Origin of the sequence: Streptomyces boncukensis, assembly GCF_011045075.1 — a bacterium.
GTDB lineage: Bacteria > Actinomycetota > Actinomycetes > Streptomycetales > Streptomycetaceae > Streptomyces > Streptomyces boncukensis.
Window position 1 is genome coordinate 1 of the sequence record NZ_JAAKZZ010000203.1, and the last position, 12,166, is coordinate 12,166.

Below are 12,166 nucleotides of genomic sequence, written 5' to 3' on the forward strand. Positions count from 1 at the left end.
GGCGGGGCGTGCCCGGGGACCACCAGCCCGGCACGCTCACCGCCCGTCACCACCTGCACCCCGGCCCGTACCTCCGGAGGCAGGCCGGGCAAGACGCGGCGCACCAGATCGCGGAGCGTCTCGCCCGGGTCGGGATAGATCTCGTGCATCACGCGCCACCCCCAGCAGGGGCGACCGTGACGAGGACAGCGGCCACGTAGCAGTCGTGATCGAGCGCGTAGGTGCGCTCAGCGATCGCCACGCGGGTGTTGGTGGGCGGGTCGAACGCCTCGTGCACGAACGGCTGCGAACGGCGCGCGGTGACCGTCCCGGTGGCGTACAGCCAGAACTCGCCCTCGGCCGGCGCCGGATCGGCGGGCGCCGACGGGTCGTCGTAGTAGCCGCCGCCGAACGCCACCCGCGACTCCAGCTCGGTCCGCAGCTCCGGGCCCTGCTGGGAGACCAGCCGCGCCGCCGTCCAGTGCGGCTGGGTCCAGCGGGGGGCGTGGAGCGTCGGCTGTCCGCCGTAGTACAGGGCCGCGTTGTGCTCCAGCGCGCCGAGCGCCACCAGCAGCGGCACTGCGGCCGTGCCGAGCGGCTGCCGCGCGTCGGCCGCACCGAGCTGGAGCGAGAACGCCTTCTCGACCTCGCGGTGCTCGACCACCCGCAGCCGCGCCAGCGCCCGCTCTTGCGGGTCCGTGAACGCGACCGCGTTGCACTCGGCGCGGTGGTAGACGGTGAACGGCGCTCCGCCGGTCACCCAGTCCAGGCTCTCGGCCAGCGGCTTGTCGTGGGACGTGCCGCCGCCGTCGGCCGGCACCGGGCACGAGCCCTCGACCCGGCCGCCCTGCGCGCACGCGTCCGTGGAGTATTCGACGCCGCCCATCTGCCAGCGGCCGTCACCCGTGACGACCTGCGCGACCGACAGCAGACCGTAGGTATAGGGCTCGATCGGAGGCGGGTCCACCTCCACACGCCCCGGAACAGGGGTACTCACATGCGCCTCCGGAAAACTTGGAGGCAGCCCGGCCTGGGGCATCACCGGCAAGGGGGGCGCCGGGGCCTGCCAGGCCGGGCCGCCGGATCAGGCGGCGAGGGCCGGGGCCGGGGCCGCGCAGGTCGTGGTCTGCAGGCCGCCGGACAGGCCGTTGGCGCACAGCGGGATCGTCACGACGTAGGAGACACCGCACCGCATGCACACCTGGATTCCCTCTTCGGTGAACAAGCTGGTGTACATGTTCTGCGTGAGGCTGGCGTGGTCGTAGACACCGTCGAGGCTGATGACGTCGGCCTGGAGCTGGAAGAAACTGCCCGCGCGGTACAGCAGTACCTTGACCTCGGACGGCCACACCGTCGGCACCGTCTCACCGCCGAAGCCCGCAGCGTCCTGATCGGCGTAGGCATCCTGCCAGTCGTACACCCACTGCGGATTCACGCCGATGGACCGGAGATAGGCGTCGATGTCGCCGTCCGCGACCGTCCACCTGCGCTCGATCGCCTGCTTCTTCCGCAGGTCGGACTTCAGGATCGGCTTGAGCCAGATCGGGGCCAACAGCTCCAGCGTCGCGGTGGGCGACAGACGCTCGCGGTAGCGCTGGTAGTAGACCTGAAGCTCCAGCATGCTCAACACGGACTCGACCAGCCCGGGGCCGTGTGGATCGGTCACGGCGGCGGCCGGGTCCGGCGCGGCAGGGGTCGGCATCGTGATGGGGGTGCTCAGCTCCTCCATCTTGGCGATCTTCCACGCGTTGAGCTTGTGCGCGTGGATCGCCAGCACGCCCTCCGTGAACTGGGCGACCCTCTCGGGCCAGCCCCTTTCCGTCAGGATCGGGGTGCGGATGCAGACGCCGTCGACGTCCAGACGGCACTCCTGGAACTCGTCCGGGCACGGGACTTCGAGGCAGGGCTTCTCGGTTCCTGCGATGGCGTCGGCCTCGGTCTGGTGGAAGCCCACGGTGTCCCAGGCGCCGAAGATCGCCGCCCAGTCGAAGTCGGCCGGGTACCTCAGACCGCCCCTGCGCGCGGTGACGGAGGGCAGATTCACCATGCCCTCCTGCGTGATCCGCAGGTCACACAGGTCGTACAAGGTCTCCGACGGGGCACACCAGCCACCAGCTGCGACGAGAGAACCGCCGGAGAGCTGGGACTCGTCGGTGGCGCGCTTGATGACGGCGTCCGCCTCGGAGTCGTCACGGATCGTGAACTCGGCCGGGACATCCCGCTTGATGCGGGCGACTCCGACGCGCTGACGACCTCCGCCGCCGCGTCCGCCGGATGAGATCAGCGGCATCATGCGCTGCTCCCACGCGCGCCCGAAATCCTGGAGTCCGTCGAGCTGCTGGCCGGTGGAGTATCCGGGCACGTCGGCCGCGGCGACCAGAGTGTGCGTCGTGCGCCCGTCGGCCTCGCCGGACGGCGCGGGCGGGGTGGTCGAGTGCAGCCCGAGCGGCACCCGCGGGCGCGCCGAGGCCGCAACGGGCTCGGCGGGCGCTACCGGCTCCGGTTCCGGCTCGGCGGCCGGTTGGAGGGCGGACTCGGTCGCCGGCTGGGCGGTGGGCTCGTCGTCGGCCGGAGGCTGGAGGCCGCGCAGCCGCTCGCTGGCGGCGGCGGCACGCTCGGTTCGCTCATCGGCGGCGGCCTGGTGCGCGGTCACGCCGTCGGCGACGGTGGCCAGCTGCTCCAGCATGGCCACGGTCTCGTCGTCGGCAGCGCCGTCGCCCTCGGCCGTCTCGAATCGGCTGAGGACCTCGGTGGTGATCTCGGCCGGGTCCAGGTCGGGCCCGGCGTCGGTGATGGCCTGGCGGACGATGTCCGCGTGCTGGTCGGCCGGGGCCTCGCCGAGCTTGGCGAGGAGATCGTCAAGGAAGCTCACGGCTTCGTCCCCCTTCTACGGGGTCTCGTCGTCAGCTCCCGGCCCACCAGCCAGCGGAGTCCAGCGCAGCGTAGAGGCGCGTACGCGTTGGTCAGGCGTGCCGTGCGATGGCCGCGTTCGCGTTCATCACTGCCTCGTCCACGTGCGCGACCGCGCGAGACAGCTCCGGGCTGGACGGGCACAGCTCGGCCAGCAACTCCGCGAACTCCCGGCCAGCGGCACGCAGCCGCTCGTACCGTTCGGGCTGGTCCCCCTGCGGTGGGTGATAGGTGAAGCGGTTCGGGATATCCAGGTCGTAGCCCACGATCAGCTCTCCTCGCGTGTGGTTGGGGTGATGGTGGCCCCGGTGCGTGGGTCGATCTGGTCGACGGTGCCGCCGCGAGCCCGCTGGGCGATGCGGGCGCTGGCTTCCGACGCGTAGTCGACCTGTCCGCCGTGCTGGTCGATGTGCCGCCAAACCGTGCCGGTGGTGCCGGTCCGGGTGGCACGGCCGCCGGATCGGCCACCGCAGTTGCACCCCATGCGTCCTCCCTGGCTTGTGGTCTCGCCGGGAGCGTAGAGGCGAGTACACTGCGGCCGGAGCGGTCAGGGGTTGCGCCGGTCGCCGGGCCACAGGCCGGTCACGTCGTGGTGCCACTGGGCGCAGATGCGCCGGGCCCGCTCGTCACCGACATGCCGGGTCAGGTGCCGGTGGCAGCGCGTCCAGTCCCCGGGGGTTCCCCAGCGGATCCGGGCGGCGCCGGGGCCGCGCTTCCAGTACTCTTCCAGGTTGTTCTGGAAGCCGTCGCTGTCTGCGGTGTCGGCGTCGTCCTCGCGGGTGGTGGTGGCTAGCGCGACCGCGCGCGGGGATCGGGCCCGGCGTGCGGCGAGCTTCACCCGCACCTGCCGCAGCACGCCAGCAGCCGAGGCGGCGCGGGACTTCAGCCGGGCCCTCCGCTCCTGCTCGGCGAGGACCGCGTCAGCCAGGTCCCTGATGCCCAGCCCTGCCGCGTCCCCGAATGCAGGCAGTGCTCCGGCGGCGACAAGAGCGTAATCGCCCTGCTCGGTACGGCGCCGCGTCGGTACCGGGAAACCCTCGGTGTTCACCGCGAGTGCGGCCACCAGCTCCAGCCCGGCGCCCTCTTGCCGCCAGTCCCCGGAGAACCGCGACAGGGACAGCCGCAGCCGCTGCTCATCCGTCAGATCCGGCAGCACGGCACCCGCGAGCCAGATGCCGCGCGCGTCCTCCCCGGCCCGCACGATAGCCGCCATGGTTCCGGTGTCGTCGTAGTGCGCTGCGGCGGCCCTGCGGTCGAGCCCGAGGGCGGCGTGCCCGGTACCCATCGTGATGAGCCCGACATCCACCAGACCCTCGCTCGTGGCAACGGGACGGCTGTTGAAGAGCGCGTAGCCGGACGCGGAGCGCGGTGGGGTGACGGCGCGGCCGGGGTAGGACCGGTGCTCGACGCCCCATGCCGCGAGGTAGCCGCGTACGCGGCCGTCGTCGTCGACGGTGACGGGCTGGAGGTCGTCCAGCTCCGGCCCGCGGAACCACTCGGTGGGCGGGAGCCATCCGTCGTGCCGGAATGCGGCGGCCGTCACCGCGGCCCCGTCGTCCTCGGCGCCGGGAAGCTCGCGGATCGCCGGGTCATCGAACTCGTCAGCTGCCGCGCGGTACAGGGCCTGTACCTGCCGCAGAGCAGAGCGGCGCTGCTCGGCGCTGATGTTCGGCTCGGAACGAGCGCCTTGCAGCGCGGCGTACGCGGTCGTCACGCCGTCCCAGACGAGCCGTAGTTCGCCGTTCACGATGTCGGCCACGCCGAACTTGTAGGAGCCTTTGAGGTCCGGGGCACCGTCGACCACCAGGAAGGCGCGGCGCATGCGCGCGGGGTCGAAGGACTCAGCTCCTTCGGGGGTGGCCCACTCCTCCACGCGATCGGCTGCCGCGCTGCCGTCCCAGTCGCGGTCGCGGGATGCCCAGGGCAGATCGGTGTCCACCGCCAGCGCGGCCGACTCGATTCCGGCGTCCGCCGGGCTGTCGGCGGGTCCGTCCCCGGCGTCGTTCGCAGGCACGGCGTCGTCCTCGTCGCAGTCGGCTGGTACCCAGCTTCCGTCGGGGCCGGGGCGTACGCAGCGGGGATCGTCTTCGTCGTTCTGGCCGTCGTCGTCCTCGGCGGCCGGTGCGGGGGCTGGCTGGTCGGCCATGCCGATGGAAGCTTCCGGGAAAGCGGGGTGCGCGAGGAGCGCGGCGCCCATGATCCGCCACTGCGTATACAGCTCCCCGGTCTCCGTGTCCTCGCCGGGCTCGCAGTCGTCCATAGGGGCGCCGTCCTCGCCGACGCAGACCATGCGGCCGTCCGCCTTGTCGATGTCCGCGCTGACGAAGCGGAAGAAGCCGCCACGGATCTTGCGGGCGAGCGCGGCGCCCTCGGCGTCGTCCAGGTCGATCCGGCCCCGGCCCATCACCCGAGAGTCGTCGCGCCACACCTCGTCCAGGGTCATCAGCCCGACGGTGGCGCCGTCGTGCCCCCGTCCGGTGACGTACTGCACGGTCACCGGGAGCGGGAGGGGGCGCACGTCGATCGTGTCGTCGTCGCCGAGTTCGAGCATGCGGCCGTCCGCGGACCACTCGTTGACGAGGGTGATCACGCCGGTCCAGGTGCCGTCATCAGCGACATCGACCGCCGGGGCCGGGGCTGCGGCGGCTACGAGGGCTGAGGTCCAGGGGATGAGCATCACGGTCTCCTACAGGGGGCGGTACTGGGCGGCGCAGCGGCAGTTGATGACCTCGCCAGCGGGGCCGCGGGGGTCGCCGGGGAATTGCAGGGCGGCGGCGCCGACGGTGAAGGGCTGGCGGAGGGGCTGCTGCTGCCCTTCGGCCGCGCGGTGTGTGGCCCGGGTGCGGGCGTCGTTCGTGGCCAGCCACACCTTCGTCCAGGGGCGGCGGGTGCGGGCTTGCTCGTCCAGGGCGGCAGCGAGCGCTCCGGCGTTCAGCGCGGTGTGGACCTCGGTGCGGGTCATGGTCAACGCGTCGCCGGTCCAGCCCTCCAACGTCGTCAGGGTGGCCACGCGATCGCGGAGCTGGGCGGGACTCTCCCCGCGGTCCAGGCCGTCACGGACGGCGCGGCGCAGGCGCTCCCACACCCGACCGGGGAAACCACGCAGCCGCTCCGCCAGCGACTCCCCCTCGTCGTCCGCCCGGCCCTCCCCGGCACCGTCCGGGGCCTGCGGGGCGGTGCGCCGATAGGAGCGGCCCCACACCGCGCGCCAGGCGGGAGCGATGTGGCGCTGCACGAGCCGGGTCCACACCGACGCATCGGGCCACCCGGCCCAGTCGGGCCCTGCATCGCCCGCGGCGGCGGTGAGCGCGGTGGTGCGGTCGTCGAGGATGCCGGCGCGCACGGCCGCCAGGTACTCGGCCACCGCACGTTGCACGGCCGGGTGCAGCTCGGCCTCGCCTGCAGCGAGCTGGGCGCGCTGGTGCATGCGCGCGGCGAGCCACGGATCGCGCGGAGCCATCTATGCCGCCCCGCGGTCGTCGCATCCGGCCTGCGCGATGGCGCGGGCGAGGTAGTCGCGGTGGTGTTCCTCGCGGGCCAGGAGCAGGGCGCGCACGTAGTGGTCGACGGCGCGGTGCAGGCATGGCTCGCCCGGTACAGAGTCGTGGAGCAGCTGATAGGCGCCGGTAAGCATCTGGTCGAGCTGGTCTTGCCGGGCGCCGAGCCGGACATGGATCTGGTGGAGCGGCACGTCCCGGTACTGGCCGTACAGTGATCGGCCGCCGTGTTTGAGGAGCCACTGGCCGGCGCGCTCCAGTGCGCGGCGCACGGCCATGTCCAGGCAGGAGATCCGCCAGTCCCCGGCGGCGGCCGACGCGGCGACGCCGGGCAGCTCTGGCGGACCCTCGCGCGGCAGCTCCGGTTCGGCCCGCTCCCGCGTGCTCTCGACCGGCGCCGGGTCGGCGTCCGTCGCTGCGGCCCGCGCGGAGTCCGGTAGCGTCACGCCGAGGGCCTCCAGCGCGGCGGGCGCGAGCTGCGGGCTCGTCGTGGCGAGCTGGAGGAGCAGACGGCGCTGCTGCTCGGCGTTGTCCGGCATGTCCTCCGAGCTGAAGCCCAGTTCGCGCAGGTAGGCCGCATCCGACAGCACACCGCGCGAGTGCGCCTCGGCGGCCTCCGGGCCGCGGTTCGGCCTCTGCCGCAGATCGCTGGTGTCGTACCAGCAGGCCCAGTTTTCCGGATCCGGTACGCCGAGTGCTTCCCACGCGGGGCGGAAATAGCGTTCCGTCAGGGCGTCTGCGATCAGCCCGAGCTTCGGTTCCAGATGGAGCTTGATTCCGGTCTCGTCCGAGAGCCAGGCGTTCCAGTGGTTGCTCTCTGCCAGCCCGGTCAGCACCTCGGGCGGCATGTCCAGCCCGGTCGCAATTCGCTTGATCGCGGACTCGCGCAGGGGCAGCACCTGCTCGTCCAGCTCGGTGGCGAACGTCTCGTATTCGATCTTGTCCTTCGGGCTGCCGGGCGTGGTGAGCAGCAACGGAACGATGGCCGCGGCTGAATCCCGGTTCTTCAGCGGTGTGGCCATCGACTCCAGCAGCGCTGCCGCGACGGGATTGGAGTGCAGCGGGTTCGGTCCGTCGGACTGCTGCGGTGTCGCCGGGGCGACGTCATCGGACAGCAGCATCAACCCGGCCCCGGCCAGCCGAGACTCCACGGTGGCCAGGACGTGGGCGGAGAGACCTTGCAGCTCCCGCAGCGGATCGCGCAGCGCCTGGATTGGGGAGTCCGGCCGGTAGGCCAGCTCGGCGTCCGGGCGCCACAGACGGATCAGCGTGCACTTCTCCAGCGGCAGCTCGACGCGCGCTGTGGACGACTCGGGGAGCTGCACGCGGATCGCGCTCCCGCCGGCAGCGCTGGTGACCTCGGAGGGGGAGCAGACCAGCCAGCGGCGCTCACGCGTTTCCGGGTCGTCGTAGCCGAGCAGGTACGACTCCCCGGGGACGTCGAGGAGCACGGAGAAGCGGCGCAGCATCTCGGACTGCCCGAGCTGTCCCCCGGCCAGTTCCTCCAGCGGCGCCAGGAGCGCGGCAGCCTGCTCCGGGGTGGTGGTGTCGTCGCCCTCGGCGTCGACGGGCACCGGCTCGCTGGAGCCGTCGGGGTCGATCCGGCCAATGTAGAGGCGGGCGCGCGAGCAGCCGTTCGCGGCCCAGGTGACTCCAGCGCGCAGTTCGGGGACGGCGCGGTAGAAGTCCCAGCCCTCCGCCTGCCACTCCTGACGTGCACCGACGACGGTCCGCACCTGGTCCTTGGAGACGAGCGCGGCGGAGGCGAGCATGGCGCCGTTCGGCACGTCGCCCTTGTCGCGCTTGTGGAGCTTCCACCAGGCCACGGGACATTCCCCTTATCGGCGGCGGTCGCGGACGGCGAGGTCGAGCGCGACGGGATCGATGACGAGCTGCCGGGGCGTGGGCGGGGAGTCGAGCCAGGCGGCGGCGAGTGCGACGACGTGCGAGGCGGTCAGCGCGGCGACGACGTAACGGAAGAGTGTGGTGTCGTGCCAGGCCCAGTGCGCGGTTGCGGTGGCGGCGGCGATCCAGATGGATGCGCACCATGGGCAGTGCAGCAGCTCGGACAGCCACCGCCACGGGCGGGACTTGGGGGCGCGGCGGTCGACGGCGTCACGGGCGGGCGCGGTGATGGTGTCGTTGACCACGAGCCGTGTGAGGCGGGCGATGGCGCCGAGGGTGAGCAGGGCGAGGATGATCTGGTGAGCCACTCGGGGAGGGTAGGGGCGCGTACGCGGGACTCCCGCTGCGTCCGATGCCGGTCGGGGTGTAGGACCGGCCCCGGACGCTTGGGTGTCCGGGGCCGGTCCTGCTCACTGGGGAGGTCAGCGGTAGAGCAGCGCCGCGGGCTCCGGGGTAGGCTCGCCGCCGTTCCCGTTCCCGTTTCCGTTGTCGCCGTTGCCGGTCCCGTCGTCTCCGCCGTTCCCGTTGTCGTCGCCGTCGCCGTCGCCGTTGTCGCTGTCCTCGGGCTCCTGGCACAGGGCCACCAGGAGATCGGTCTCCGGCGTCAGCAGCGGGATCGGGGTGTCGAGGATGGCCATGCAGGTCCGGCCCTTCTCGATGCCCTCGTCCGAGCCGTTGTCGGCCGCGGCCACGCCGCTGCCGGCCAGGAGCGCGCTGCCGGTCATGGCCACCGTCGCGGCAGCCGCGAACGCCTTCTTCATGATCAGTTCCTTCGTGTGGGGGGCTCCGCGCCTGCGGGGTGCGGAGGTGTTGCCGCGAGGACGGTAGGGGCGTGTACGCCGCGGCCCGGCCCAGGCGTCCGGAGGGTCAGCGGATGTGTCCGGATCGGCCGAGGGAGATAGCCCCGAGCCCTGTCCGGACGTGTCCGGTCGCAGCGGACAGGGACACCCCGGCCGCCGAGCTGATCGCCTCCCCCGTGCTCGGCGCGCGCAGCAGCCCGCAAGCGAGGTAGACGCTCGCGTCGATCCGCCCCGGGGAGTCAGACCCGGGCTGCCAGGACACCCACTCCGACACCAGCTCGGGCAGATGTGCGGCGAGGCGTACTCGGTCCTCGCGCCACTGCTGCGCCACCGGCTCGGCGCGGAGGAGTTTCCCGACGCGGGCGGTGACCGGCTGCACGTAGGGCGGCATCGCGTCGGCCGGGATGGTGCCTTCGCGCTGGAGGGCGTCCCACGCCGTGCGGATGGAGAGGGTGACCATGTCGCCGCCGTAGTTCTTCTCCACCAGGATCAGCGTCGCGTCCGTCTCAGCCGCCAGTGCACATGCCTCACGGGCCCACTGGTCCGAGGGCATCCGCCGCGTGCGGTCGTGCGTCAGGTACAGCCGCTGGTCCGCGCCGAGGTAACCGGCGACCACTCCGGCCGTGTCCCGGCCGCCGCCCGACGGGTCCACGGCGACCGCCCGCCGCACCGGCTCAGCCGGGGTGGGGCAGTAGGCCGCGGCCATCTCGGAGTGGGTAAGCAGCGCTCCCCCGGGTGGCTGCGGATCCCCTTGGTAGAGGGCACCCCAGTCCCGTGGGGTGGAGGTGCGGCGCTTGTCGTGCCAGTGCGCGAGCAGACGCTCGCGCTCGTCGTCGGCGAGCGCGGGGTGCGTGAGTGGTTCGCCGGGGGCGCGGCCGAGCGGGTCATCCTCCCTGGTAGCGAGGGCGGGCAGGTGCACCACGCGCCACCTGCCGCCGTCCGTCGTGGTGCCCTCGTGCGCCAGGACGCGGCCGGCGAGGTCGTCGGGGTGCCAGCGGGTCATGCACAGCACCACGGGGACGCCGGGGCGCAGCCGGGACAGGAACACCGACGACCACCAGTCCCACACGTGTTCGCGCATCAGCGCGGAGTCCGCTTCCCTGCGGTCCTTGTGCGGGTCGTCCACGATCCCGATCCCGGTGATCGGGTGCCCGGTCAGGCCGCCGCCGACGCCGACCGCGCGCATCCCGCCGCCGGAGGTCAGCGACCAGTCGTAGGCGGTCTGCTCCCCGCGCTGGAGCTGGAGACCGAACTCGGCGCCCCGGTCGGCCGCCAGGCGGCGCACCGCGCGCGCCTTCTTCGTGGCGAGGCTGCCCGCGTAGGAGGCGATCGCGATGCGGTCAGCGGGTCGGCGGGCGAGCCACCACACGGGCAGCAGCTCGGAGACGAGCACCGATTTCCCGATCTGGGGCGGGGTGGTGACCAGCAACCGGTCGGCGTCAGGCCCCAGCTCGGCGAGCGCGGCCGCGATCAGCCGGGTGTGTGCCCGCACCCGGTAGGCGCCGGGGTGCAGGTAGAGGCCCATCATGGCCGGGTCTTGGAGCGCGGCGAGGCGCCGTGCCTCGGCGTGCAACTCGGTGTCGGTGTACCCCGCGTAGCCGGTCACTCGGACAACAGGTCCTCGGCATCCGGGGCCTGTCCGGACGCGGTGCGGCGGGCGATCTCGGCGGCGACGGCGCCGAGCCGCTCTCGGCGGTCGGACTCGTCGGCCGGCGGCGCGGTCTGGCGCACGGTCACGTCAGCCGCCTGCGCGGCGTCCAGGCCGTGCAGGCGCCGGTAGGACTCGCGGACCTGCCGCATCTCCCGCAGCGCGGCCAGGCGCGGGCCGTCGTCCGGGAGCGGAGCGCCGTCTGTGTCGAGCACCAGGCGGCCATGGGAATGGGCGTAGTGGGTGCGCTCCAGCACGGAAAGTGCTTCCTCGTACAAGCCGTCGAGCCGTTCGGCCTCCCGCTGGCGGAGTTCTTCCGCGCTCTTCTTGACGATGGCGTGCAGCGCGCGGTTCACGGCGTCGTGTGCGGCGCCGCGCGAGCAGAAGCCCAGCTCTTCGGCGATCTGCTGGAACGTGTGGCCGGACTCGCGCAGGCTCGCGGCGGCGGCGTCGCGCTCGGCGGTCTCGACACTGCGCAGCAGCCTCCCGTTCGGGGAGCGGGGGCGCTGCTGCGGGTCGTGGTCGTCCGTGCTGGTCATGCCGGGACGGTAGGGGCGTGTACGCGAGAGGGCCCGCTCGCTGAGTGCGGAGCGGGCCCAGGAGGTTCGGTCAGATTCCGAAGATCCCGAGGATCGCGAGGGCGGCGCCGAGAGATGCGAGCAGCATGGGTCACTCCGTAAGTTGTTGGGCGGCCCGGCCTGGGCCTGGTGCGGGCTCAGGGGATCATGGAGTACGCGCAGGTACCGGGCGCGTCACCGCCCCGACTGCCCTGTGTGGGGCTTGGGCCTGCCGGGCACCGGTTTGTCGGGCTCGCGGTGCCAGCCGCCCCGGGAAGGCTGGTAGACCGTCTCGTGCCGCTCGCGCTGCTCGGGCGTCATGCTCTCCGCCAGCTTCTCTTGAGGGATCTGTCTCCGAAAGGCCATGCTGACCTCCTCGTCTCGTGATCGGGATGGAGACCGGGGCTGGCCGAAGTGCAGCCACACGGGAGGCCGGCCCCGGATCTTCGTGGTCACAGCAGCCCGGCCCACCGGGCTACGTCGTCCGGCGCGATGCCGGTGACGGCCTTGATGGCGACCAGGAGCAGCAGCACCGCGGCCGTGACGATGAGCCCGCGGGGGCTGGGGGTGGCGTAGTGCACGTGGTCGCCGTTCGGCGGCGTCATGCCGCCGTGGACCGCGTCCCGGTGCCCGGCCTCGTCACGGTGGGCGCCGCGTCTGGTGGTGTGCACCGCGCCGGACGCGCGGCAGGTCCGGCAGGTGTAGCGGTAGGGCATCTCAGGGGCTCTCCCCGGTCGGATCGACGGGTGTAGCGGGCATCGCTACGGTCGTAGCGGCACCCGCTGCAGGGCCCGCTACATCGCAGGTCGCGGCGGGTGTAGCGGGCGTAGCTACAGATTCAGGGGGGCTCTTGGGCGTGATGGTGGAGAG

The 12,166-nt window shown here is 72.7% G+C and carries 13 protein-coding genes; all 13 read right to left on the bottom strand.

Features of this window, described 5'->3' with window-relative positions:
- Positions 1-148: 148 nt before the first annotated feature.
- The gene (locus G5C65_RS19530) at positions 149-976 is read right to left on the bottom strand and encodes a hypothetical protein (protein ID WP_338146533.1); all 828 of its coding nucleotides are present in this window, start codon (positions 974-976) and stop codon (positions 149-151) included.
- An 87-nt stretch (positions 977-1,063) separates the two neighbouring features.
- A complete protein-coding gene (locus tag G5C65_RS19535; RefSeq protein WP_165300169.1) occupies positions 1,064-2,851 on the bottom strand; it encodes a major capsid protein in 1,788 nt (595 codons plus the stop codon).
- A gap of 91 nt (positions 2,852-2,942) precedes the next feature.
- Positions 2,943-3,155, bottom strand: a complete 213-nt coding sequence (locus G5C65_RS19540; protein ID WP_165300170.1) for an Acb2/Tad1 domain-containing protein — start codon at positions 3,153-3,155, stop codon at positions 2,943-2,945.
- Positions 3,156-3,157: 2 nt separating this feature from the next.
- Positions 3,158-3,373: a hypothetical protein gene (locus G5C65_RS19545; protein WP_165300171.1), complete on the bottom strand. Its 216-nt coding sequence runs from the start codon at positions 3,371-3,373 to the stop codon at positions 3,158-3,160.
- A 63-nt stretch (positions 3,374-3,436) separates the two neighbouring features.
- Positions 3,437-5,566, bottom strand: coding sequence for a hypothetical protein (locus G5C65_RS19550; protein WP_165300172.1), 2,130 nt, complete (start codon positions 5,564-5,566; stop codon positions 3,437-3,439).
- A gap of 9 nt (positions 5,567-5,575) precedes the next feature.
- Positions 5,576-6,349: a phage minor head protein gene (locus tag G5C65_RS19555; protein WP_165300173.1), complete on the bottom strand. Its 774-nt coding sequence runs from the start codon at positions 6,347-6,349 to the stop codon at positions 5,576-5,578.
- Positions 6,350-8,212: a hypothetical protein gene (locus G5C65_RS19560; RefSeq protein ID WP_165300174.1), complete on the bottom strand. Its 1,863-nt coding sequence runs from the start codon at positions 8,210-8,212 to the stop codon at positions 6,350-6,352.
- A gap of 12 nt (positions 8,213-8,224) precedes the next feature.
- Positions 8,225-8,599 (bottom strand): DUF1360 domain-containing protein, encoded by a 375-nt coding sequence (locus G5C65_RS19565; protein WP_165300175.1) that lies wholly within the window; start codon positions 8,597-8,599, stop codon positions 8,225-8,227.
- Between the two features lie 114 nt (positions 8,600-8,713).
- Positions 8,714-9,052: a hypothetical protein gene (locus G5C65_RS19570; RefSeq protein ID WP_165300167.1), complete on the bottom strand. Its 339-nt coding sequence runs from the start codon at positions 9,050-9,052 to the stop codon at positions 8,714-8,716.
- 106 nt (positions 9,053-9,158) lie between these two features.
- Positions 9,159-10,697 carry a terminase large subunit domain-containing protein gene (locus G5C65_RS19575; RefSeq protein ID WP_165300176.1) on the bottom strand — a complete coding sequence of 513 codons (1,539 nt, stop codon included), beginning with the start codon at positions 10,695-10,697 and terminating at the stop codon, positions 9,159-9,161.
- Positions 10,694-11,278 (bottom strand): hypothetical protein, encoded by a 585-nt coding sequence (locus G5C65_RS19580; RefSeq protein ID WP_165300177.1) that lies wholly within the window; start codon positions 11,276-11,278, stop codon positions 10,694-10,696. The genes G5C65_RS19575 and G5C65_RS19580 overlap by 4 nt, the downstream gene beginning before the upstream one ends.
- 213 nt (positions 11,279-11,491) lie before the next feature.
- The gene (locus tag G5C65_RS19585; RefSeq protein ID WP_165300178.1) at positions 11,492-11,662 is read right to left on the bottom strand and encodes a hypothetical protein; all 171 of its coding nucleotides are present in this window, start codon (positions 11,660-11,662) and stop codon (positions 11,492-11,494) included.
- 86 nt (positions 11,663-11,748) lie between these two features.
- Positions 11,749-12,012, bottom strand: coding sequence for a hypothetical protein (locus G5C65_RS19590; RefSeq protein WP_165300179.1), 264 nt, complete (start codon positions 12,010-12,012; stop codon positions 11,749-11,751).
- Positions 12,013-12,166: the final 154 nt, after the last annotated feature.

Coding starts and splice junctions, on each gene's coding strand:
- G5C65_RS19545 (WP_165300171.1), bottom strand. CDS start 3,373: ATGGGGTGCAACTGCGGTGGCCGATCCGGCGGCCGTGCCACCCGGACC.
- G5C65_RS19550 (WP_165300172.1), bottom strand. CDS start 5,566: ATGCTCATCCCCTGGACCTCAGCCCTCGTAGCCGCCGCAGCCCCGGCC.
- G5C65_RS19555 (WP_165300173.1), bottom strand. CDS start 6,349: ATGGCTCCGCGCGATCCGTGGCTCGCCGCGCGCATGCACCAGCGCGCC.
- G5C65_RS19570 (WP_165300167.1), bottom strand. CDS start 9,052: ATGAAGAAGGCGTTCGCGGCTGCCGCGACGGTGGCCATGACCGGCAGC.
- G5C65_RS19580 (WP_165300177.1), bottom strand. CDS start 11,278: ATGACCAGCACGGACGACCACGACCCGCAGCAGCGCCCCCGCTCCCCG.
- G5C65_RS19585 (WP_165300178.1), bottom strand. CDS start 11,662: ATGGCCTTTCGGAGACAGATCCCTCAAGAGAAGCTGGCGGAGAGCATG.
- G5C65_RS19590 (WP_165300179.1), bottom strand. CDS start 12,012: ATGCCCTACCGCTACACCTGCCGGACCTGCCGCGCGTCCGGCGCGGTG.